The following is a 22183-nucleotide window of genomic DNA, read 5'->3' as shown; positions in this document are numbered from 1 at the left end:
ACTCCGGGGTGAACACCCGCCGCGACGGGCGCGGCGCGGGATCCGCCCCGGGCGCCCCGGACGACGAGCCGGACTGGTTCCTGGAAGGTGTGGACACGTACACAAGGATCTCCGATCCCGCCGCCCCTGGGTCAGCAACCCCGCGTTCACACGGGGTGTCTCACACCACCCTGACCAAGAGGGGGCCGCCATCATGCCGCTCTCGCTGACCCTGCTCGCCGCGGCCGTACCGACGCACCGCAGAGCACTGGCCATCGGCATCTGGGGCAGCGTCTCCGGGCTGGGCATCGCGCTCGGCCCGGTTCTTGGCGGCGCTGTCGTGGACGGATTCTCCTGGCAAACGATCTTTTGGATCAATCTGCCGGTGGCGTTCGTCGCTGTCCCGCTGGCGAGGTATGCGCTGGCCGAGTCCCGTGGGACGCGAAAGCCGCTGGACCTGCCCGGTGTCACTCTGGCAGGCAGTGCGGTCTTTCTCGGGATCTGGGGTTTGGTCCGCGGTAACGACGACGGTTGGGCTAGCGCCCGGGTCGTGGCGGCCCTGACCTTCGCCGTGGTGTTCCTCACCGGATTCCTGCTGCGCGAGCGACGCACCGCACACCCGGTCATGCCGCTGCGGCTGTTCCGCGCCAGGTCGTTCGCCATTGCCAACATCATCGGCCTGACGTTCACCCTAGGAGTGATGGGCGCGGTGTTCCTGCTCTCCCAGTACCTCCAAATCGTCATGGGCTACAGCCCCTTCGAAGCCGGCGTGCGGACCCTCCCCTGGACGGCCGCGCCCATGCTCGTCGCCCCGCTCGCCGGATTGCTCGCACCCCGTGTCGGGCTCCGCGGCCTCTTGGTCACCGGGCTGCTGCTGCAGGCGCTCGCTTTGGTGTGGATGGCCGTGCAGATCCAGCCCGGCGTCGCCTACTCCAGCGTGATCCCGGCCTTCATGATGGCCGGCGTCGGCATGGGCCTGACGTTCGCACCCAATGCCACCGCCGTCCTCACCGACATGGACCCGGCTGACCATGCGACCGCCAGCTCCATCAATGCCACCCTACGCGAGACCGGAGTGGCTCTGGGCATCGCCGTTCTCACCGCCGTCTTCCTTGGTGCCGGCGGCACCCTGACGCCAACTGGATACACCGACGCACTGGCGCCCGCCCTGTTCGCCGGCAGTGCGTCGGTCGCGCTGGCGGCCATCGCCGCACTGCTACTACCCCGACGCGCACGGGCGCCTCGCCCGCAGCCAGCCTCGTCATAGGTCTACCGGGCCGCTACAAGCCCGTAACTACCTCGGGAGTTGACCCTTGCCCAACACCCTTGACCAGAGGCTGCATCGCGTCCAATTCCGCAACGAGCACTCGCGCTGGATTCGGGCGTGGGACGCGGTGAAGCACCCGGTGCTGTCCGCGCTGCTGCTGCCCGAAGAGCCCGCCGGGCTGCTGGAGGCCCACGCCGCCGACCTTGACGAGGCGTGGCAGACAACCGCTGCTGGCATCGACGCCAATGCCAGCCTCACCGTAGACTCCGACGGGCGGCTGCACCTGGGCAAGGACGACGCCCTCGATGACCGGCCGAGCCTGAAAGACCTCAAGACTCGCCTGGAAGGCATGATCCCCGGGGTCGACCTGTCCGAGCAGATCCTGGAGGTGATGAGCTGGCACCCGGCGTTCCCGGCCACGTTCACCTCGGTGACCGGCGGCACGTCGAGGCTGACGGACCTGCACATCTCGGTGGCGGCGCTACTGACGGCCCATTCGCTCAACGTCGGCCTGCCCCCGGTGATCGACCACGACATCCCGGCACTGACCCGCGACCGGCTGGCCCACGTCGACCAGCACTACCTGCGGCCAGACACGTACGCGGCGGCGAACGCGGTACTCATCGACGCCCAAGCCGGCATTCCCCTGGCGCGGGCGTGGGGCGGTGGGATGGTCGCTGCGGTCGACGGGGTGCGCTTTGTCGCCCCGGTACGCAGCATCGACGCCCGCCCGAATCCGAAGTACTTCGCCCGCAAGAAGGGCGTGACCTGGCTCAACATGATCTCCGACCAGCGGATCGGGTTGGCCGGAAGGATCGTCTCAGGGGCGCCGAAAGACACCCTGCACTTCGTGGACCTGGTGTTCAATCCCGACAACGACCGCCGTCCGGAGGTGCTGATCACCGACCAGGGGTCCTACTCCGACATCGTGTTCGGCATCGTCACCCTGCTCGGGTTCGACTACCGGCCGGTCCTCGCCGACCTGCCCGACACGAAACTGTGGCGCATCAACCGCGGCGCGGACTACGCCGCCCTGAACAGGGCCGCCCGAGGACAGGTCGACCTGGAGAAGATCGGCCGGCACTGGCCCGACGTCCTGCGGATCATCTGCTCGATTCACACCCGCACCGTGTCAGCCCACGATGTGATCCGCATCCTGCAACGCGACGGGCGGCCCACCCAACTCGGCGAGGCACTGGTCGAGAAAGCGGTGGGAGAACCGGTCGTCGACCGTAGCGCCGCCACGCTGGCCGCGGCGGACCGTCGTGCGCAGCTGTGGCAGTACGCGACCGAGAGCTTCCCGACCTGCCGCAGCTCGTCGCCCGGATGCGGGTCACCGGCGTCGGCGAGGACGATACCGAGATCCGGCACAGCATCGCCGCGCTCGCCGCAGCCCTGCGACGCACTCCGGCCCGGCCACCGGTACCTCTGGCGAAGCTCGCCCACGACATCACCGGCGACCCACACTACTTCGACCTGACCGCCCTCAACGGCATCCGCCTCGTGGCTGCAATCGCCGAACGCGCCGGCCAAACCGAGCCGAATCGGCCGGATCTTGTACGCGCGCTGCTGGCCACCGTCGGTGTCATCGCCGACCGGCTCTCCGCGACCGTCCTGCTCTTCAACGTCGAGGCTGTCGGTGACGGACCGATCGACCGGCGACTGCGCGATTCACCGGCACCGGTGGCGCTGACCCTGCTCGACCTCGTACAACATCCGCCTGTTCTCGCACCGCAAACCCTGACGGTCGTGGAGAACCCGTCGGTCATGGAGATCGCTTTCACCGCCGGAGTGCGACAACCGATCGCCTGCACCAGTGGCCAGTTACGCGCGATCGATCATGTGCTATTTCAACTCGCTGTCGCGCACGGCATGCGTCTGCGGTATGCCGGCGACATCGACACCGCGGGCAGACAGATCGCGGCGGTCGTCGCATCGACCTATGGCGCCGAACTGGTCGCGATGGACGACGACACCGCCTCCGAAGCTCGACAACACCCGCCGACTACACCCTGGCCCAGGCTGCGCGAAGGTGAGCCGCCCCACGCGCTCACTGCCGCGGTCTACCAGGAACACGACGTTCTTCTCGCGCGAATCCTCGGCGCTCACCGGCTCTGAACCCGCATGGCCGGCGTCCCGGGTCGGCAATGATCGTGCCGCCCTCGCTGTCTCTTGCAGGGCAGCTCAGACGGAGCCACGCCTAACTAACAGCCAGATTCCGCCGCCGCAAGGTCAGCGCCGGGTCCGCCGCAGCAGCCGATGTGAGCGACCCACGCGAAGATCGTCGGCGTCTGCGCATGAGACGCCGAACGGCGGCCCGCTGAACCAGTCGGACCGCCGTTCACAGAATGTGGATCAGAGCGGGCGGATGTTCTCCGCCTGCGGGCCCTTCTGGCCCTGGGTGATGTCGAACTCCACCTTCTGATTCTCGTCGAGGCTGCGGAAGCCGCTCGCCGAGATCGCGGAGAAGTGGGCGAAGACGTCGGCGCCGCCGTCGTCCGGGCTGATGAAGCCGAAGCCCTTGTCGGCGTTGAACCACTTCACGGTACCTGTAGTCATGTCTGCTCCTTCGCAGGCTGTCGGAGACCGCAATGTGCGGACCCTTACGCCGCCGCGTTGATCACCCGCGTCGAAACGACACGAAAAACGAAAAGCGCCTGGATGGGTTTCAGATGCCCCATCAGGCGCCGGAAAACGTCTACGGAAATCAAAACTGCAACGTTGCTACCGTAGCACATGATCCGTCATCGATCCCATGGCGATGCGGGGACCTGGCCACTCGCCTGCATGCCACGCCGCCTGGACGGCGCTGAGGCACCGCCAGTGCCGATTGCCCATCAACCGCGCTCAGCCTGGCGGGGGCGGTGGTGCGGCGGCCACGAGCAGGGTGAGTTCCTGCACCAGGTCGTCCAGTGACTGACCGGTCTACGCGCGGACCAATCCGAGAGCGAGGTCGGCGAGCAGGTAGAAGCCGAGCGTGCGGGCCCACCCCGAGTCGACGAGGCCAGCAGCGCCTCCACGCCGGCGAGGTCACCGCGATGGCGGACGGCGATGACCCCGGCGGCGCGCTGGACGACTCATGGTCCGCTTCCTTGAGCCCAGGACAGGCCGAGGCTGACCGCCCCGTGGCCCCAGCGTCGCGACGGTTACCCGGCAGCTCTCGCGACGGAACCCCAGCCTCGCGCGTTCAGATCGCGGCGGGTGGCGGATCTGCCACCCGGCCGAACATCTGCATGACGCCGGTCATGTCGAGGACTCGGCGAACCTGCCCAGCGGCGTTGACCAGGGTGAGATCCGCTCCCCGGTCAGCCGCGTGGTGGTGCGCGCCGACCGGGGTGCTGAGCATGGTGGAGTCGATGAAGGTCAACCCCGCCAGGTCCACCTCCACCGTCGCGGCCTGGGCGATCGTCTCGTGCAGCAGGTCGTCGAGCCGGTCGGCCCCCGACATGTCGATCTCACCCGACAGCGCCAGGACACGGCGAGTGGCACCGACGTCGACACGCCATTGCCAGGGCTGCTCCGTGGCCACTGTCACCGTCCCTCGTTCACGGTCGATCGGGCCGGTGGCCGCGCCGTCACCGAGGCGGTCGTGCCCTGAGCGGAGTTGTCGACCATAAGTCCTTCGGTGAGCTGCTGCGCCAGCCACAGTCCCCGGGGGCGGACCTTCCCCCGGCGACGGCAGCGCGACGTCTACCTCACCCAACCCGGGCCCGTTGTCGCTGACCTGGCAGGGCGGCCGGCTCATCACCCGACGACGCCACCCGAGGTCGGGCCGGCCAGTCTGCCGTCGTGGCCCACGCTACTGCTTCTCGTTCTGCCGCAGGGCTTCCTCGAGCTGGTCTTCCAGGATGATGATCCGGCAGGCGGCTTCCAGGGCGGTGCCCTGATCCACCATCTCGCGGGCCCGGGCGGCCAGACGCAACTGGTAGCGGGAGTAGCGGCGGTGGCCACCGGCAGAGCGGTGCGGGTTGATCAGTTTCGCCTCGTCCAAGCGGCGCAGGAAGTCCTGCGTGGTGCCGAGCATCTCCGCGGCCTGACCGATGGTGTAGGCCGGAGTGTTCTCGTCGCCGAACATGTCATCGGGGTTTTGCCCCATGTCACCTCCACGTCGAGGGCCCCGGCGCATAAGCGCCGGGGCCCAGGGTTAACGGGTCAGAACACCATCTACCGACAGGAAAGTCGGCTTGTCGTATCCGCACCAGCCATCGAAGGCTTCGGGTGCGAGGATCGCATATGCGTGACCGGAGACCACCTCTCGTTCGATGGAAACTGCGGTGTCCGCCGAGCCTGGAATGACGGCTGCTGGCGGGCGATCCAACGGTGTACGGCCCTCCCTTTCCTCTGCGTCTTCTTACCCTTGCGGTCGTACGGTCCGCCGGCACCGGAGCCCACGCGACTTCATGGCCCCGACACGTGCGGCGAACATCAGCTGGAGCCCTGAGCAAGCCTTGGCCCCACCTGCGTGCCCCATCGCGCATCACACGTTGGGGCTGACGTGCTCCTAATGCCGTTCTGGCGGAACGAATCCCGCTTCTTGCCGTCCGTCGTCACCTCACGGCCGGGCGGCCCGTCTGCGTCTTGACGGATCTTCTCTCTCGACTCGAAGAAGAGTATTCCACGCTGCCGAGGATGTCTAGTCGTTCCGACCCAGATTCTCTGGTCGGCCGCCGTCAGGGTCAGCGGCGTGGCCCAGCAGGCACGGCTAGGGTGCCTCGTCTTTGAACGTTGGTCGTGTAATCCGTTGGTTTTGAGGATGTGTCGGGCAGGCTGTCTCCCATCGTTCATGGTCTGGGAGGTGGTGGCGTGGGTAGGCGCCCGGAGGTGTTCGTCCGGCAGGTGTCGATGGTCGAGGGTCAACGGTTGCAGCGGATCACCCGGACGGCGAAGGACCCGGTGAAGCTGCGGCGGGCGATCGTGGTGCTGATGTCCGCCCAGGGTCAGCCGGCTCCGGACATCGCCCACCTACTCGCAGCCAGCGAGGACTACGTCCGGGACGTGATCCACGCGTTCAACGATCGGGGGTTCGACGCCCTGGACCCAAAATGGAGCGGGGGCGCACCGAGACGGATCGATGAGCAGACCCGAGACTGGATCTGCGTCATCGCCCGGTGCGACCCCCGCTTCCTCGGCCAGCCCTTCTCCTGCTGGTCCCTGTCGAAGCTCCGCGAGTACCTGATCGCCGCCGGCTACGTCACAACGGTCAGCGTCGAGACGGTCCGACGGATCCTGCACGAACGCGGCGTGTCCTGGCAGGCCACGAAGACCTGGAAGGCCAGCACCGACCCCGACTTCACCACGAAGATGCGCCGGATCCTGGACCTCTACGACCACCCGCCCGCCAACGGTCGGGTCCTGTGCGTCGACGAGTTCGGGCCGCTGAACCTGCAACCCCGCCCGGGACGTGCCTGGCGGCCGGTCGGACAGCCTGTGCGACTACGCGCCACGTACACCCGCGACCAGGGCGTGCGGCACATGATCGCCGCCCTGGACCTGGCCACCGGGCGACTGCGCTACCGCATCCGTGACCGCAAACGCTGGCGCGAGGTGCTCAGCTTCCTCAAGACCCTTCGCGCCCGCTGGCCGGGCGAGCACCTGTACCTGATCTGCGACAACTTCTCCCCACACAAGCATCCTGAGGTCCAAGCGTGGTGCGCCGCCAACCAGGTCGACCTGGTGTTCCTGCCGACGTACGCGTCCTGGCTGAACCGGATCGAGGCCGAGTTCGCCGCCGTCCGCTACTTCGCCCTCAACGGCACCGACCACCGCACCCACCCGGAGCAAGACGCGGCGATCGGCGCCTACATCCGATGGCGCAACCAACGAACCCGACCCAAGACCGCCTTCGCGATCGGATCCAAGATCCGCCACCCGGATTACCCGTTCAAGGCTGCATGACGAGGCACTAGACAGTCAGCGTCACAAACACGCTGGAGTTTCCGTTCTGCTGCGGCTGATCGACGAACGGTCGGTGGCCCTCCGGGCCGCGATCGCCGCCGCGCCAGCCTCGACGCGCAGGTGCCGACCTGCCCCGTGGACGCTGTGGGATCTGGCGCAGCACCTGGGCATGGGACGCCGCCGCTGGGCCGCCACCGTCGCCGCAGGGCCTGCCGACGCTCCCCCGGCCGAGACCGCGTCGGACGGCGACCCGGCCGCGCCCGGAGCGCGACGCCCTGCTGGCGTGGTCCACCGAGTCCGCCGAGCAGCTGCTGAGCGCGCTGCGCGCGGCAGGCCCGGATCGCGGTTGCTGGACCTGGTGGGACAGGTCCGAATCACGGCAGACCTCCCGTGCCGTCGCCCGACACCAGCTCCAGGAGGTCGCAACCCCGCTCGCCGGCTGATCGGCTGATCGGTCTCGGGACCTTTGCCCCGTATGGTCACGGGCATGATCGGCGAAGTCTCCGCTGCCGCCGTGCGTCACCGGCGCGTTGCGCTCGTACTCGGGCTGCTGATCGCGGGCGTGAACGGCGGGAGCGTCCGTTCGCGCGCGCCGTGGCAGGCAGGCGGCGACGTACCCGGATCGGCGCAGCCGACCCCGCACGCGAGTTCCTCGGCCGCCTCGGTCGCCTCGGCCCGGGCCTGCACCGGGTTGGCGCACGAGTCGCTCTGCATGATCGCCCGGTGGAACAGGCCGGCCGCAGCCTGCGCGGCCAACTGCGCGCAGACGCTGGTTGCTCCGCGGCGGGCTGGCCGAACAGGGTGACGTTCCACGATCGCCGCCGAAGGCGGCCGCGTTGCCCGCACCCACCGTAACGCCGCCTGCTGATCCTGGGGGCCGTAGTTGCCGGCGGAACTGCCCACTCCGGCTCACCGGCGATCTCGGGCACATCGAGCGCCGAGACTACGTGTACGCCGCCGGCTGGGCCGACCAGTCCCCGTTCACCACGACCTACCAGAAGCTGAGTGCGGACCCGGGCTGGACCACACACGCCCTGCCCGGCGGGCACAACCTCATGGGCGACAACCCGGACGAGCTGGCGACGATCCTCGATCGCGCCGCCTCCCACTGACCGAGAGCGCCGAGCTGGGCACCCCTGCCCGGGACCCTGCGCACGTCGAGGGTCCCGGGTGCGGTTCCGCGCATGTCGTCACGGGCAGAAGTAGCGCGTGGTCGATGTTCCCCCGAAGGAGAGCCCGGACGCGTCGCATCGAGGGCGTGATTTCCCGCCGGGCCGGCGGGCCGGCCGTCGGGAACTCAGGAACGAACGATCCGGGTCAACGTCGCCAGCAGGCGCTCGAGCTCCCTGCGGTCGGCGTCGGACAGTTCGCGGAGGATGGCCGCCTCGTTGGCTAGGTGCTGCTCGATGAGGCGGTCGGTCAACGCCACGCCGGCCGGGGTCAGCCCCACCACTCTGCCCCGAGCGTCGCTGTCGGAGACCGAGCGCGACACGAGGCCCCGGGCGATGAGCCGGTCGACTCGCTTGGTCACCGCCCCGGTGGTGACGAGCATCCGTTGGCTCAACTGCCCGGCCGTGAGCGTGTACGGCGTTCCTTCCCGGCGGAGTGCCGCCAGCACGTCGAACTCGCCGTTTCCCAGATCCGCCTCGGCGAACGGCGGCCGCAGGGCCGCGTCGAGCACTTCGGCCAGCCACTGGATCCGCCCGATGATCAGCAACGGGTCGGGGTCGAGGTCGGGGCGTTCACGACGCCACTGGGCGACGATGTCGGCGATGCGGTCCTCATTCACGCTTGCATCTTACCTTCCGTAGAAGATATCTTTCCTTCCATGGAAGATAAATTCGACCGTACGTCGGTCCCGGTGGTCACGGCCTACGTGGACCCGTCCTGCCCGTTCGCCTGGATCACCTCCCGCTGGCTCATGGAGGTGGGGAGGCTGCGTCCGATCGACCTGCGGTTCGAGGTGATGAGCCTTTCGGTCCTCAACGAAGACCGCGAGCTGGAGCCCTGGTACCGCGTCTTCAACGACCGCGCGTGGGGGCCGGCGCGGGTGTGCGTGGCAGCCGCGGTGCACCACGGCCCGGCGGCCCTCGCCCGTCTCTACCCCGCGCTCGGCCGCCGCATCCACGACGAGGGCAACAAGGACTTCGCCACCGTCGTCCCGGCGGCCCTGGCCGAGGCAGGCCTACCCGCCGACCTCGCCGACGCCGCCCACCTCAGCGACCTCGACCCGCAGATGCGCGCCGGCACCGCCAAGGCCCGACAACTCGTCGGCGAGGACCTCGGTACCCCGACCGTCGTGATCGACGGCGTCGCCTTCTTCGGCCCCGTGCTGACCTCCATCCCCCGCGGCGAGGAGGCCCTGCGGGTCTTCGACGGCGCCCGCCTGCTCGCCGGCTGCCGGGCCTTCTCCGAACTCAAGCGGGCCCGCTCTGATGGCCTCAGCTTCGCCTAGCCCGGCCGCGCTCACCGCGGTCCCTCACCGGCGGCCAGCCACCACCCTCCTCGGGGCGCAGCTTGTCACCGCCGTGGGCGACGGCTGCTTCTACGTGATCTTCGTCGTCTACCTGGTGCAGGTCGGCCACCTGAGACCGGCGCAGGTCGGCGGCCTGCTGACCGTCGCGTGGGGGGCCGGCTTCCTCCTCACCTACCCCGTCGGAGCCTTGGGCGACCGGATCGGACTGCGGCGGGTGACCATCCTGCTGTCCGCGGCCACCGCGGCCGCCCTGCTGACATTGGCGTCGGCACCGACACCCTGGTTGGTCTCGTCCGCCTGCGTCGCGTACGCGATCGCCCAGAGCGGGGCCGGCGCGACCCGGCAGGCCATGCTGGTCTCCCTGGTGCCGTCCACCGAACTGGTCACGGTGCGAGCAGGTATCCAGACCGCCGTCAACGCCGGCATCGGGCTCGGCGCCACCGCCGGAGGGCTGGCGCTCCTCGCCGGTACCCCCACCGTCTACCGCGCCGCCCTGGTCGGTGACGCGGCGCTCTTCGCCGTGAGCGCGATCATGCTCACCCGGCTGCCGCCCGCCGCACGGGCCCCCGTACGGACGGGCCACGGATGGGACGCCCCGCGGGACACCCGCTACGTCGTGGTAGCAGCGCTCAACGCGGTGCTGTACCTGTACATGCCGATGCTCAGCGTGCTGCTGCCCCTCTACCTGACCAGCCGCACGGCGGCGCCGCGCTGGATCGTGGCGGCGGTCTTCGTCGTCAACACCCTCGGCGTCCTCGGCTGGCAGCGCCGAACGGCCCGACGGGTGACCACCCTGGCCGAGGCGACCCGGGCCATCCGCCTCGCCGGCCTCGCGCTCTGCGCAGCCTGCGTCCTCTTCTGGACGGCGACCGCCACCACCGACCCTGCCGTCACCACGGGTCTCCTCCTCGCCGCCGTGGCCGTGCAGGTGGCCGGCGAGCTGCGACTGGCCGCCGGGTCGTGGTGCGTCGGATTCGCGTTGGCCGATCCCACCCGCCCCGGGCAGTGGCAGGGCGTGTACTCCAGCGGCGTCCCGCTGGCCCGTGCCGTCGGGCCGGCCGCCCTGACCACCCTGGTGATGGTCTGGTCCGGTCCGGGGTGGCTCGTTCTCGGGCTCGTCTTCCTGGCCACCGGGCTCACCACGACCCTCGCCGTCGCCTGGGCCGCGCACCGCCGGCCCTTCCAGACACTCGACCCGGGAGCCACATGACCACTTCGACACCGACCCTTCAGGAGAAGGCCCGGCGGCTGCGTACGCTGCACGACGAGTCGAGGATCCTGGTGCTTGTCAACGCGTGGGACGCTGCCTCGGCCCGTGCCGTGGCAGCGTTGCCGGGGTGCCACGCGATCGCGACGGCGAGCCACTCCATCGCGGCGGCCCACGGCTACGAGGACGGCGAACACATCCCGGTCGAGCTCGCGCTCGCGGCCATCGCCCGCATCGCCGCCGCCGTGGACCTTCCGGTGACCGCCGATCTGGAGGGCGGCTACGGCGACGTGGCGGCGACGGTTCGCGCCGCGATCCGCGCCGGCGCCGTCGGCGGCAACCTCGAGGACGCCATAAGGCCGATCGACCAGGCCGTGCGGGCGGTACGCGCGGCGGTGGCCGCGGGCCGCGACGAGGGCGTGCCCTTCGTGCTCAACGCCCGCACGGACGCCTACCTCACCGGCCCGCCCGAGACCGCCCTCGCCGCCTCCGTCGAACGCGGCACCGCCTACCTCTCGGCCGGCGCCGACTGCGTCTTCGTGCCCGGCTGCAGCGACCCGCGCGACATCCGGAAACTCGTCGCCGCCTTCGGCCCGGGCCGTCTCAGCCTACTGGGAGTGCCCGCCCTGCCCACGCCCGCCGAGTTGGAAACACTCGGTGTCGCCCGGGTCTCCTACGGTCCGTACCCCCAGCGGTGGACGCTGGACGCCCTCACCAGCAGAGCCGCGCCGCTGCTCGCCGCAGCGCCCGACCGGCGGGCCAGCGACGCCCGCCCACGTCCGTGACCGACGGCAATCACCACCGCGCGATGTCGCCGCACCGGCCCTACCGAAGAGAAGGAACACCTGCCGCCATGACGATCGACCTGAACACCCGCGACCGGTCCGCGACCCCCTCCGACACCTCTCTGCGCCAGGCCCGCAACTCCGCCGCCTTCTGGACGGCCGTCGGCCACGCCCGCGGTCACACCGTGATCCGGCGCCGCGGCTTCCTCGCCGTCGCCGGAGATGAGCGCGCGGGTCTGCGCATCCTGGTTCAGGAGCCCGACCTTGGTCACGAGGAACTCGCGGAGCTGATCGACCTGGCCGGCCGGGCATCCGGCCCGATCGACGCGGAGGATCCGTTCAGCGCCACGGACCTGAGCAGCCTAGACATGCACGGTCGGCAGATGCCGATCATGCTGCGTGCGCCCGGTGCGGTCGCCGAGCCGGCGATACAGGTGATCCGGCTGCGGACCGAGGAGGACCTGCGCGCGGCCGAACAGGCCGTGATCGCGGCCTTCACTTTGTCCAGGTTCGAGCCCTACCGGGCCGGTGAGATGTTTCCCGCGACCCTGACCCACCAGCCAGGTGTCGACGTGTTCCTCGCCAGACTGGACGGCGAGGTCGCCGGGGCGTGCGTCACCACGGTGGAAGGCGGGTTCGGCAGCCACTACTGGGTGGGAACGGCGCCGGCGTTCCGCTCCCGGGGCGTGGGGCGCGCGATCATGCTCGGCTCCCTGGCGCCGATCACCGGCCTGCCGGTCACCCTGACCGCGTCCCGGCTGGGCAGGCCCCTGTACGAGTCCCTCGGCTTCCGGGTCACGGCGACCTCGACCTGGTGGTCGTCCCGATGACGCACGCCCACCCCGGCGTTCCTCCTCGGGGCGACGCCGACCGCTCGATCTCCCGGCTGTTGTGGGACACCCGCCGCGGGACCGGGTCGAGCAGCAGATCATCCGCGCGGACCTCCGCCGGCACAGGTCCGACCTGGTTGTCGTCAGCACGGCCGGCGCGGTCGTGCACCTGGCCTCGGCGTAGCTGCTCGGTCGCCCAGGCGGCGCCCCCTGGTCGTGGCGTGACCGGCCGCCAGGGAGGGTCACGATGATGACGGGTCGTGGGTTCTACGACGCCAACGAGGTACTGGCGTTTCTGCTTGAGCTTGCCGCTTTGGCGGTGTTCGCCTGGTGGGGTTTCACCCGGGGCGTGCATGTCGTCTTCCGGCTCGCCCTGGGCCTCGGTGCACCCCTGTCTGTCAGGGTGAGTTGAGGCCAACGGCTCGTAGCAAGTCCGTCTGGCAGGGCGAGTTCAGGATCGAGAAGCGTTGAATACTGCTGTTGACGTCGTGGCGGCCCAGGATGGGGTCATGAGTCGTAAGAGGGGTCCGCGTTCGGACGGGCCGCGGGCGCGCCGGTCGTTCACGCCGGGGCAGAAGTTGGACCTGTTGACCCGGTATGAGCAGGCCGTCGCTAATGGTGAGGGCGGGGCGTTTCTGCGGCGGGAGGGTTTGTACTCGTCGTTGATGTCGGAGTGGCGTCGGGCCCGTGACGCGGGGTTGTTGCAGGGCAAGCCGGCTGGGGAGACGGTCGGGCGGCCCAGCGCGGAGCAGGCCGAGACCGCCCGGTTGCGGCGCGAGTTGGAACGGACACAGTCCCGTCTGGCGCGGACGGAGACAGCGTTGGTGATCATGGGAAAAGCGCGCGAACTCTTGGAGGACATCTCCAGGAGCGAGCCGGACGGTCCGGACGTGTTCGGGCTCGGCAGACGCTGATGGCCGCTTACCAGGCGTTGACTGGTGCGGGGACCACGACGCGGGACGCGGCGCGGGTGACGGGGATCGCCCGGGCCAGCGCCGAGCGGGACCGGCGCCGGCCGAGCCCGTCACGCCCACCGCGCCGGCCACCGGCGAACGCGCTCAGCGCCGCCGAGCGCGAGCAGATCCTGGCGGTGCTGGACAGCCCGGAGTTCGTCGACGCCGCTCCGGCGCAAATCTATACGGCGCTGCTGGACCAGGGCGTGTATGTGGGCTCGATCGCCACGATGTATCGGATCCTGCGGGAACACCGGCAGGTCAGAGAACGCCGCAGGCTGGCCCGGCACCCGGCCCGCAAACGTCCCGAGCTGCTCGCCGACGGGCCGCGGCAGGTCTACACCTGGGACATCACGAAACTCGCAGGCCCGGCCAAGGGCGTCTACTACGACGCCTACGTGATGATCGACATCTACTCCCGCTACATCGTCGGGGTTCGTGTGCACGCCCGCGAGTCCGGGCCCCTCGCGGAGTCGATGATGCGGGAGGTGTTCAACACCCACGGCGTTCCGCACGTGGTCCACGCCGATCGGGGCACCTCGATGACTTCGAAGTCGGTCGCCGACCTGCTCGAAGACCTGACGGTGACCCGGTCGCACTCGCGACCGAAAGTGAGCAATGACAATCCGTACAGCGAGGCCTGGTTCAAGACGTTGAAGTACGCGCCGGTGTTCCCCGACCGGTTCGCGTCCCTCGCCCAGGCGCGGGCGTTCATGACCGACTTCGTGACCTGGTACAACCACGCCCACCGGCACTCCGACATCGGCCTACACACCCCCGCCGACGTCCACCACGGCCGGCACCACACCGTCCGAGCCGGCCGGGAACAGACCCTGACCGCAGCCCGGGCAGCCCACCCGCAACGGTTCAGCACGACCCGGCTCCTACCCAAGATCCTCGACCTGCCCGACCAGGTCTGGATCAACAAACCCGAGCCGGAACCGCAAGCCGCTTAACTTCCGCTGGCCTCAATCCCTTGACACGTTCCGCCACGCCGCCTGGGGACGACGCCTGCACCGCTTGGAACCCGACCCTGCCACCGCGCCCCACGTCCGGTGGATCTTTGAGCAGCGGCTCGCCGGCCGGAGCGTGGCCAGCATCGCCCGTGCCCTCAACGACAACGGCGTCCCGTGCCCGTCCGGCGCCGACCCAGCGCGTAACCCCCACCGCAGCGGCCAACGCTGGATGCTGATCACCGTCGCGGCGATCCTGGCCAACCCCCGTTACACCGGGCGGCAGGTCTGGAACCGTCAACGCACCGACCGCGATGCCCCCTGGCAAGGAAAGCTTCGATCGACACCACGAGATCCAGCGGTGGAGCGCCTCCACTGACTGGGTCATCTCCCGCGAGATCGCACACACTCCGCTGGTCAGCGAAGAACACTTCGTCGCCGTCCAGGCAGTCCATACCGCGCCGACCCCAGCCGACGGCATCCCCCGCCGCTATTTGTTGGCCGGAGTGATCTGCTGCGGCGTGTGCGGCCGAATCATGGACTCCCACTGGGTCCACGACCGCGCCGGCTACCGATGCCGACACGGCAACACCAGCGCCCGGCCCACCTCATCGAGACGACAGAAGACCCTCTACGTCCGAGAGGACCATCTCCTGGACAGGATTCGACACGACAGCTACCTCCGTCGGCACCACCCCGCGACGCGCGACCAGGATCCAGACAGCGTCGCTGACTACCTACGGCTCAACAACATGATCATCGTGTGCGACCACGACGCCTGGACCATCGAAACCGACACGGCGGTCTTCCCGCTCACCGCCCCGACGAGCGTCCTGACCGCCAAAGCAAAGATCCCCGCCCAACGGGACGGGGATCGCGCGAAACGCGAAGAGAAATCACGCTTCGTGGGGAAATGATGTGTCCGAGGGGATTCAAACACAAATTCACGGCGTCCATGCTCAGCATGGGCACTCATGCCGTAATCCTATAACAACCATGGAGCTGAGCGAGCCTGAGGCGACGATCGCGAAACAGGCCGTGGAGGCGGTGATAGCGACCTTGGAAGGCGTGGAAGCGGTCGGTGGCCAAGCGGATGGGCCGGAGTAGCCGGACTTGCCGTCATCGGATCGGTGCGATAGAAGGAATCACCCACCTGTCAGGCCCGGCTTCGGAGGCGGCGTGTTCGTCGATCAGGACCAGTTTTCGTTCTTGGAGGACCTCCGCCGCAACTGGCGCGAGATCCGCACCGAGTGCCTCGCGCTGGCCGAGGATTCCTTCGAGCCGTGGGTGCAGCGCCACATGTACGGCGAAGGCTGGAGCGTGTACGGACTGATCGCGTTCGGCACCCGCATCGAAGCAGCCCTGTCCGCCTGCCCACGCACCGCCGACGCGCTGCAACACATACCCGGCCTGACCACCGCCGGGTTCTCCCGCATGACCACAGGCACCAGAATCAAGCCCCACGAAGGCTGGGTGACCACCGTCTACCGCGCCCACCTGGGCCTGGTCATACCCAAGGGCGACTGCGCACTGAGGGTAGGCAGCCAAACCCGCCGCTGGCACGAGGGCAGAACATTCGTGTTCGACGACACCGTCGAGCATGAAGCATGGAACCACACTGGCGAGACCCGCACCGTCCTGCTCTTCGACTTCCTGCGCCCCGGCCAATCCATGAACCAACTCGACGACCTCCCGCCCGAGGTCGCGGCGCACCTACAACGCCGGACAAAGCCTCCCGAGTAGCAGCCAGGTCCACCAGTCGACAAGCCATTGAGCGGGGGCTGTCTCGGCCAGCGCGCTGATCGATGGCGTACGAGACCTATCAGTACTGTTGTTCGGGGCCGCCGTGCTCGCCTGCGCCGCCCTCACCGGCGACGACGAGGTCACCCTGTCCCATCTCTACGGCGGACGAGGGTCCTCGGATGCGCCGCCAACGGTGGGCCCGCTGGGGCTCAGGCAGATCTACCTGCAGCAACAGATTCCTCGGGATGAGGACCCGGCCACCTTTCTTCGTCGTCTGCACAGGGCTGACTGGGGGGCATCCTCCGGTCGGAGCCGCCCTACTCCGCGCCGCGCCTGTTCTGCATGTTGCCAAATGGGTACGACTTCGCGTACCTCGGCGATTCGGCCTGCGCCGGTGTCGGCGAGGTGGTGGTCAATGTCTCCGGCACGGTGGGCCGCACCCATCGTGGTGCCACCGACGAGATCATGTGGTTCGGCGGCGGCGCCATGGCCACGCATTCGGCCGCCCCGTTGTTGATCGACGCCGCCCTCGGCGCATTTGAGGAATCGCTGCAGCTTTACTGGCGTGCCGACGTCCATGCCGCAGCGGATGTGGGGCGTTATACCACCGAACGGACTGCGGGCACGTACTCGTACATCAACCTGGTTGTCTACGAACCGCTGCGGCTCGCGATCGAGGCCGGCGCGCAGCAGCTGGTGCTCGGTCGCGGAAGCCTCGAGGCGAAACTCGCGCGAGGCGCCGAACTGCTGCGGCTGACCAGCGTCGCCGTTCCACTGGCACGATAAGCAAGAGATAAAGGCAACCATGTCTGGCGATTCATTGCACAACTGGTCACCATCTGGCGGACGGCGCTGAAGAACGACGCGCTCGGCGCGGAGAGCGATTTCGTGGATTTCGGTGGCACGTCACTGACGGCGGTGCGTATCCGGGCTCTCATCCGGACGGATCTGGCGAGGGACGTCGATCTGCTCGACATCCTCGACTTCCCTACTCCGACGGCGTTGGCTCCCGTCGTCACGGCAGCGCCCAACTGGACCGAGTAGCCGGTCAGGTGGCCAGCGCCGCCGCCAGGCCCGCGATCGTCGGATAACGGAACAGGTCCAGCAGCGCCACCTCCCGCGACAGCCGACGGGACAGCTCCGTCTGCACCTTCAGCATGCCGGCCGACGCACCGCCGCAGTCGAAGAAGTTGACCTCCGGCCCCGCCGGTCGCGTGCCAGCACCGTGCTCCAGACCTGCGTGATCGTGGCTACCAGCGCGGCGGCTCCCTTGACGGGAGAGGCCGGCGCTGCGGTGGCGGTCTTCGCGATGTCCGCGAGCCGGGCCATGTCCGGCTTGCCGTTCGGGGTCAACGGGAACGCCGGCATGACCATCACCCGGCTGGGCACCATGGTGTCCGGCAGCCGTTGCGCGAAGTGCCGGATCACGGTGTCGCTGGTCAGCGCCCCCGGGTCGCCCTCCACGAAGGCGATGCCCTCGGTCGACGACGATCGGACCGCCATCGTCACCACGCAGTAACGCCACCGCCCGCCGTGCCGCGTCGTCCTCGGTCACCGCCCCGACCGGATCGTCCCGCCGCTCGCCCCGCACCACAACACCCAGCACCCGCCCGATGTCACCCACAGCCAGGATTCTGCAACGCTGTGCAGCTCCGCGCCATAGTGACGCGTGATACCTCCAGCAACAATCGACGCCCGGGGCGAGCCGAGCGGAGTGGCTACAGGCGTTCGGGCGGACACCTACCGGGACCACGCCAGCATCAGGCCGTCCACACCACCCTCACGCAGTTCGGTGACCATACCACCGAAAGCATGGGGAATTCGATATTGACCGATGCGCCTATGCCTCTTCCCAGACTCTCCCGCGACGGACGACGATCTCGACATCGATCGATGCGTAAGCATCTCGGATTGGGAGGTCGATTTGAGATCAGCCCTTGCGCTGGCCAGCATCACCGCGCTGGTCAGCAGCGGTCTCGTGGTCACCGCCACGAGTGTGTCCGCCGCCCCGCCACCCACGCCGGCCCCCGCGCTGGTCACCGCCGCCGACGCGGCGCTGAAGGGGAACGCCCGGACCGTCAAGGCCTCGGCGAAGGACCGGTACGCCGTCCACAGCAGCAAGCGGGACGCGAACGGCGGCGGCGTGGTCCGCTACACCCGCACGTACGACGGGCTCCGCGTCTACGGCGGGGACTTCGTCATTCGCACCGAGGCCGACGGCGACTTCGCCGGCAGCTCGGTCGGCCTGACTGCCCCGCTGAGCCTCGGCACCACCCCGAAGGTCAGCGCCGGACGGGCCCAGAAGGCGGCGACCGCCGAGTTCTCCGGCAAGGTCACCGCCACCGGCGAGGCGGAGCTGTTCGTCGACGCCAGCAGCGGGACGGGGCGGCTCGCCTGGGAGACCGTGGTGACCGGCTGGGCGCCGGACGGGCAGACCCCCTCGAAGCTGCACGTCATCAGCGACGCGCTGACCGGCACACTGATCGGCTCGTACGACGAGATCGAGTCCGTCACCGGCAGCGGCACGGGCATCTACACCGGCGCGGTCAGCGTCGACACCACGCTCTCCGGCAGCACGTACTCGATGATCGACCCGGTGCGCGGCAACGGCCGTACCTGCGACATGAACAACGGCACGTCGACCTGCACCACGTTCACCGACGCCGACAACGTCTGGGGCACCGGCGCCAACACCAACCGGCAGTCCGCCGGCGTGGACGCCCACTTCGGCGCCGCGATGACGTTCGACTACTTCAAGAACGTGCACGGCCGTAACGGCATCTTCGGCAACGGCACCGGCGTGCCGAGCCGGGTGCACTACGGCAACGCCTACATCAACGCCTTCTGGGACGGCGCCCAGATGACCTACGGCGACGGCGCCAGCAACTCCCGCCCGCTGGTCTCCCTCGACGTGGCCGGCCACGAGATGAGCCACGGCGTCACCGAGGCCGTCGCGGGCCTGGTGTACTCCGGCGAGTCCGGTGGCCTTAACGAGGCCACCAGCGACATCTTCGGCAACATGGTCGAGTTCTACGCCAACGCGCCGAGCGACCCGGGCGACTACCAGGTCGGCGAGAAGATCAACATCAACGGCAACAACACCCCGCTGCGCTACATGTACAACCCGACGCTGGACGGCTCGTCGCACGGCTGCTGGTCGACCGGCACCAACGGCATCGACGTGCACTACTCCTCGGGCGTGGGCAACCACTTCTTCTTCAACCTGGCCGAGGGCACCGGCGCCACCGCGTACGGCACCTCGCCGCTCTGCGGCACCGCTGCCCCGATGACCGGGATCGGCCGGGCGAAGGCGGAGAAGATCTGGTTCCGCGCCCTGGACGTGTACTTCGTCTCGAACACCCGCTACGTGAACACCGCCCAGCCGACGAACACCGCGCGGCTACACACCCTGTCGGCCGCCACCGACCTGTACGGCCTCTGCAGCACCGAGTACAAGGCGGTGATGGCCGCCTGGACCGCGGTGAACGTGGTTGGCTCCGAATCCTGTGCCGCCAACGACTTCTCCGTCTCGGTCGCCCCGGCGTCGCTGACGATCGACCCGGGCGCCTCGGCCACCACCACGGTCAGCACCGCGGTCATCCGCGGCACGGCCGAGCAGGTGACCTTCTCGACCGGCCCGCTGCCGGCGGGTGTGACCGTCTCGTTCAACCCGCCGTCGGTCACCGCCGGTGGGTCGACCACGCTCACGGTCAGTAGCACCGCCACGGCCGGCAGCGGTTCCTCCGCGATCACCGTGATCGGTACCTCCCCCTCGGTGGCCCGCACGAGCACCCTGAACCTGACGGTGAACGGGCTGCCGGGCTGCTCCGGCACGAACGGGACCGACGTGACGATCCCCGACAACACGACGGTGGAGAGCGCGATCGTGATCAGCGGCTGCGCGGCGACCCCCTCCACGACGAGCAAGGTCGAGGTGCACATCGCGCACACCTACATCGGTGACCTCGTGGTCAGCCTCGTCGCACCTGACGGCAGCGCGTACGTGCTGCACAACCGCTCCGGCAGCAGCACCGACAACATCGACCAGACCTACACCGTGAACCTCTCCACGGAGACCGCGAACGGGACCTGGCGGTTGCGGGTCCAAGACGCGGCGAGCATCGACACCGGCTACCTCAACAGCTGGACCCTGACCCTCTGACCGTACCGGCGTGAAAGCGGGCCACCCCGGTCGTCCGGGGTGGCCCGCTCCGCGCGTTCAGTCCCGGGCCGGCGCCACCCCGGCCCGTTCGGGCAGGTCCTGTTCCACGGTTCCCGGACGTTCGACGCGGGTGGGGTTGCCGCGTACGAGCTCATCGTGAATCTGCCGGCGGGCGGCGGTGGCGGCGCGCCGTGCCGCCTCGTCGCCGTGCTCGATGCGTTGTCGCAGCAGTTGCAGGGCGAGGCGGCGATTGAGGCTGAAGTGCCGCTCGGTGTCCACCACGACGACGATCCCCGAGGGGCGGTGGGTCGCCCGCACCGCCGTGCTGGCCTTGTTCCGGTGCTGACCACCGGGCCCGCCGGTGCGGCAGGCGACGATGTCGACATCCGCTTCCGCGGAGGTCGTACGCGTGGTGTCGACCTGGCACGGTTGCGCGATGACGTACCAGTTCTTTCGGCCGGTGTTGGCCCGGTAGGGGCTGGGGCCCTGCCAGCACAGGGTTCCGGTCCACGAGGCAGCGAAGGCCCCGGCGGCGGCTTCGGAGGTCCGGACCAGGACCGATCGGTAGGTGCCGGGCCGCTCACCGGGAACGGTCTGCACCCGATCAGTCCGCAGATTCTGCCGGGTGGCGTCGGCTTCCAGGCGGCGCAGCAACCGGGCCAGCGCCCAGGCGCACTCCTGCGGGCCGCGCCCGGCCGACAGGAGCAGGTGGGTGTTCACGGCCGGCCTCGCTCGCGGCGGTGGTCCCTGCGATCCCGACGAGGTGTCGACCCGAGGTCGGGTGTCTTGTAGGTGACCAGGGGCACCGTGGTGGCCACGGGCGTGGCCAGGTCGTGGTCGACAAGGTCGGCGATCACCTGCTCGATGCGTTTGTAGGCCGTTGGTGCCTCCTCGAAGAGCAGTGGCGGTCGCCGCACACCACCAGCGACCCCACCGGCGTGCGGCGCAGCTCCTCGACCGTGTGCTTGGCCCGACCCCGGCGCAGGGTGTCGGCGCGCGACATCTTGCGGCCCGCTCCGTGCGCCACGGAATGGTTGGCATCCGGCCTGTCGGTTCCGCCTGAAAACTGGCTCAGGCACACATTTTGTGAGTTGTGCTCGCGGGTAGTTCGGGTTGGGTGCCGGAGTGGAGATCATCGTGGCGTTGCTGCCGCATCTGGTTGGTCTGCGGTTGGAAGCGGTGGTGGTCCGGGCCGTCGGAGTCAGGATCGACGCGGCGACGCGGACGGTGCGGACGGTGCGGGCGGCGTGCGGAGTCTGTGGCGTCTGGTCGACCACTGTGCATGGTCGCTATACGCGGCGGCTGGCCGACGTCAGGTTGGGTGGCCATGAGGTGCTGGTCGCGTTAACGGTGCGCAGGTTCACCTGCGTCAACGTCGAGTGCCGGCGGCGGACTTTCGCCGAACAGGTGCCCGGGCTGACCCGACGGTATGCCCGTCACACGGTCCTGGCGGCGGGTGATCTGGAGGCGGTCGCGGTGGCGTTGGGCGGTCGACCGGGTAGCCGGTTGGCGCATCGGCTGGCGGTGTCGGTGTCTCGGACGACGTTGATCCGGATGATCCGGCGGATGCCCGACCCGCCGCCGGTGACGCCGACGGTGCTGGGCGTTGACGACTTCGCCCGTCGCCGTGGGCACCGATACGCCACCGTGCTGCTCGATATGCACACCCGCCGGCCGGTCGACGTCCTGCCCGACCGCACCGCCGATACCCTCGCCGGATGGCTGCGGGAGCACCCCGGCGTTCAGATCGTCTGCCGGGATCGCGGGGGCAGCTACGCCGAGGGCGCCCGCAAAGGGGCACCTGACGGAGGGTGTCAGATCTGCTGTGTAAGGGCGTGACCTCTGTTCCGAGTCGTTGAGCGATTCGAAGGAGGACACGCTATGAGCGATGTGCAGGACGCTGTTGAGGTGGGGCGGCGGCGTGGGGATGCCG

The 22183-nt window shown here is 69.2% G+C and carries 27 protein-coding genes and 1 pseudogene; 19 read left to right on the top strand and 9 right to left on the bottom strand.

The window, feature by feature from the left end:
* The first annotated feature begins 193 nt into the window (after positions 1-193).
* The 3 genes from GVV04_RS31855 to GVV04_RS32545 are packed head-to-tail and all read left to right on the top strand — an operon-like array spanning position 194 to position 3364.
* Entirely contained in the window at positions 194-1246 is a 1053-nt protein-coding gene (locus GVV04_RS31855; protein WP_201754482.1) for an MFS transporter, read from the top strand.
* A 46-nt stretch (positions 1247-1292) separates the two neighbouring features.
* Positions 1293-2726: a transposase gene (locus GVV04_RS32550; RefSeq protein WP_235967379.1), complete on the top strand. Its 1434-nt coding sequence runs from the start codon at positions 1293-1295 to the stop codon at positions 2724-2726.
* Positions 2609-3364, top strand: coding sequence for a DUF2399 domain-containing protein (locus tag GVV04_RS32545; RefSeq protein ID WP_328822682.1), 756 nt, complete (start codon positions 2609-2611; stop codon positions 3362-3364). The genes GVV04_RS32550 and GVV04_RS32545 overlap by 118 nt, the downstream gene beginning before the upstream one ends.
* Positions 3365-3601: 237 nt before the next feature.
* Here GVV04_RS32545 and cspE read toward each other — a convergent pair whose 3' ends face one another.
* From cspE to GVV04_RS31830, 3 genes are all read right to left on the bottom strand, one after another.
* Positions 3602-3805 carry a transcription antiterminator/RNA stability regulator CspE gene (cspE, locus tag GVV04_RS31845; RefSeq protein ID WP_013283833.1) on the bottom strand — a complete coding sequence of 68 codons (204 nt, stop codon included), beginning with the start codon at positions 3803-3805 and terminating at the stop codon, positions 3602-3604.
* A 628-nt stretch (positions 3806-4433) separates the two neighbouring features.
* A complete protein-coding gene (locus tag GVV04_RS31840; RefSeq protein ID WP_328822680.1) occupies positions 4434-4781 on the bottom strand; it encodes an STAS domain-containing protein in 348 nt (115 codons plus the stop codon).
* Between the two features lie 264 nt (positions 4782-5045).
* Positions 5046-5342 (bottom strand): helix-turn-helix domain-containing protein, encoded by a 297-nt coding sequence (locus GVV04_RS31830; RefSeq protein WP_088964156.1) that lies wholly within the window; start codon positions 5340-5342, stop codon positions 5046-5048.
* A 707-nt stretch (positions 5343-6049) separates the two neighbouring features.
* On the opposite strand from GVV04_RS31830, the gene GVV04_RS31825 reads away from it, so the two are divergent.
* Positions 6050-7141, top strand: a complete 1092-nt coding sequence (locus tag GVV04_RS31825) for an IS630 family transposase (protein WP_328822679.1) — start codon at positions 6050-6052, stop codon at positions 7139-7141.
* A 128-nt stretch (positions 7142-7269) separates the two neighbouring features.
* Positions 7270-7584: a maleylpyruvate isomerase N-terminal domain-containing protein gene (locus GVV04_RS34930; protein WP_161692707.1), complete on the top strand. Its 315-nt coding sequence runs from the start codon at positions 7270-7272 to the stop codon at positions 7582-7584.
* 76 nt (positions 7585-7660) lie between these two features.
* On the opposite strand, the gene GVV04_RS34925 is transcribed toward GVV04_RS34930, so the two are convergent.
* A complete protein-coding gene (locus GVV04_RS34925; protein WP_407938869.1) occupies positions 7661-7987 on the bottom strand; it encodes a carboxylesterase family protein in 327 nt (108 codons plus the stop codon).
* A 101-nt stretch (positions 7988-8088) separates the two neighbouring features.
* Here GVV04_RS34925 and GVV04_RS31810 point away from each other — a divergent pair, with 101 nt between their 5' ends.
* Positions 8089-8253, top strand: a complete 165-nt coding sequence (locus tag GVV04_RS31810) for a hypothetical protein (RefSeq protein ID WP_201754480.1) — start codon at positions 8089-8091, stop codon at positions 8251-8253.
* 185 nt (positions 8254-8438) lie between these two features.
* Here GVV04_RS31810 and GVV04_RS31805 read toward each other — a convergent pair whose 3' ends face one another.
* On the bottom strand, positions 8439-8930 hold the full coding sequence (locus GVV04_RS31805; RefSeq protein WP_161692702.1) for a MarR family winged helix-turn-helix transcriptional regulator: 492 nt from the start codon (positions 8928-8930) through the stop codon (positions 8439-8441).
* Positions 8931-8969: 39 nt separating this feature from the next.
* On the opposite strand from GVV04_RS31805, the gene GVV04_RS31800 reads away from it, so the two are divergent.
* The 11 genes from GVV04_RS31800 (at position 8970) to GVV04_RS34920 (ending at position 17132) form a co-directional block, all read left to right on the top strand.
* Positions 8970-9596, top strand: a complete 627-nt coding sequence (locus tag GVV04_RS31800) for a mycothiol-dependent nitroreductase Rv2466c family protein (protein WP_161692701.1) — start codon at positions 8970-8972, stop codon at positions 9594-9596.
* Positions 9577-10827: an MFS transporter gene (locus GVV04_RS31795; protein WP_235967375.1), complete on the top strand. Its 1251-nt coding sequence runs from the start codon at positions 9577-9579 to the stop codon at positions 10825-10827. Before GVV04_RS31800 ends, GVV04_RS31795 begins: the two co-directional genes overlap by 20 nt.
* Positions 10824-11609: an isocitrate lyase/PEP mutase family protein gene (locus GVV04_RS31790; protein WP_161692699.1), complete on the top strand. Its 786-nt coding sequence runs from the start codon at positions 10824-10826 to the stop codon at positions 11607-11609. The genes GVV04_RS31795 and GVV04_RS31790 overlap by 4 nt, the downstream gene beginning before the upstream one ends.
* Positions 11606-12439, top strand: coding sequence for a GNAT family N-acetyltransferase (locus GVV04_RS34195; RefSeq protein ID WP_201754479.1), 834 nt, complete (start codon positions 11606-11608; stop codon positions 12437-12439). Before GVV04_RS31790 ends, GVV04_RS34195 begins: the two co-directional genes overlap by 4 nt.
* Before the next feature lie 247 nt (positions 12440-12686).
* Positions 12687-12851, top strand: coding sequence for a DUF2568 domain-containing protein (locus GVV04_RS31780; RefSeq protein WP_235967373.1), 165 nt, complete (start codon positions 12687-12689; stop codon positions 12849-12851).
* 97 nt (positions 12852-12948) lie between these two features.
* Positions 12949-14348, top strand: a protein-coding gene (locus tag GVV04_RS31775; protein ID WP_407938868.1) for an IS3 family transposase whose coding sequence is annotated in 2 segments (ribosomal slippage) — positions 12949-13282 and positions 13282-14348 — 1401 coding nt in all. Because the reading frame shifts where the segments join, the coding sequence is not laid out codon by codon here.
* A 64-nt stretch (positions 14349-14412) separates the two neighbouring features.
* Entirely contained in the window at positions 14413-14724 is a 312-nt protein-coding gene (locus tag GVV04_RS33770; protein ID WP_235967370.1) for a recombinase family protein, read from the top strand.
* Positions 14660-15262: a zinc ribbon domain-containing protein gene (locus GVV04_RS31770; protein WP_235967368.1), complete on the top strand. Its 603-nt coding sequence runs from the start codon at positions 14660-14662 to the stop codon at positions 15260-15262. The genes GVV04_RS33770 and GVV04_RS31770 overlap by 65 nt, the downstream gene beginning before the upstream one ends.
* Positions 15263-15524: 262 nt before the next feature.
* Complete coding sequence (locus GVV04_RS31765) at positions 15525-16088, top strand: aspartyl/asparaginyl beta-hydroxylase domain-containing protein (protein ID WP_161692698.1); 564 nt, start codon at positions 15525-15527, stop codon at positions 16086-16088.
* Between the two features lie 342 nt (positions 16089-16430).
* Complete coding sequence (locus tag GVV04_RS31760) at positions 16431-16874, top strand: hypothetical protein (protein WP_161692697.1); 444 nt, start codon at positions 16431-16433, stop codon at positions 16872-16874.
* A 33-nt stretch (positions 16875-16907) separates the two neighbouring features.
* The gene (locus GVV04_RS34920; protein ID WP_091630137.1) at positions 16908-17132 is read left to right on the top strand and encodes an acyl carrier protein; all 225 of its coding nucleotides are present in this window, start codon (positions 16908-16910) and stop codon (positions 17130-17132) included.
* Positions 17133-17136: 4 nt separating this feature from the next.
* On the opposite strand, the gene GVV04_RS31750 is transcribed toward GVV04_RS34920, so the two are convergent.
* Together GVV04_RS31750 and GVV04_RS31745 are read right to left on the bottom strand one after the other, a co-directional pair.
* The gene (locus tag GVV04_RS31750) at positions 17137-17247 is read right to left on the bottom strand and encodes a hypothetical protein (protein ID WP_141719622.1); all 111 of its coding nucleotides are present in this window, start codon (positions 17245-17247) and stop codon (positions 17137-17139) included.
* A complete protein-coding gene (locus GVV04_RS31745; protein ID WP_161692696.1) occupies positions 17241-17591 on the bottom strand; it encodes a hypothetical protein in 351 nt (116 codons plus the stop codon). Before GVV04_RS31745 ends, GVV04_RS31750 begins: the two co-directional genes overlap by 7 nt.
* A gap of 421 nt (positions 17592-18012) precedes the next feature.
* Here GVV04_RS31745 and GVV04_RS31740 point away from each other — a divergent pair, with 421 nt between their 5' ends.
* Entirely contained in the window at positions 18013-20250 is a 2238-nt protein-coding gene (locus tag GVV04_RS31740) for a M4 family metallopeptidase (RefSeq protein ID WP_235967366.1), read from the top strand.
* 57 nt (positions 20251-20307) lie between these two features.
* Here GVV04_RS31740 and prfH read toward each other — a convergent pair whose 3' ends face one another.
* On the bottom strand, positions 20308-20970 hold the full coding sequence (gene prfH / locus GVV04_RS31735; RefSeq protein ID WP_161692694.1) for a peptide chain release factor H: 663 nt from the start codon (positions 20968-20970) through the stop codon (positions 20308-20310).
* Positions 20967-21289: pseudogene (locus GVV04_RS31730) on the bottom strand (RtcB family protein); the annotation flags it as partial. The pseudogene GVV04_RS31730 and the gene prfH, both read right to left, overlap by 4 nt.
* Before the next feature lie 86 nt (positions 21290-21375).
* Between GVV04_RS31730 and GVV04_RS31725 the strand changes: the two are divergent.
* Positions 21376-22089 carry an ISL3 family transposase gene (locus tag GVV04_RS31725; protein WP_328822677.1) on the top strand — a complete coding sequence of 238 codons (714 nt, stop codon included), beginning with the start codon at positions 21376-21378 and terminating at the stop codon, positions 22087-22089.
* Positions 22090-22183: the final 94 nt, after the last annotated feature.

It is taken from the genome of Micromonospora rubida, assembly GCF_009908295.1.
GTDB lineage: Bacteria > Actinomycetota > Actinomycetes > Mycobacteriales > Micromonosporaceae > Micromonospora > Micromonospora rubida.
Note: the sequence above shows the minus strand (reverse complement) of the source record. Positions and strands in the feature narration are given on the sequence as shown.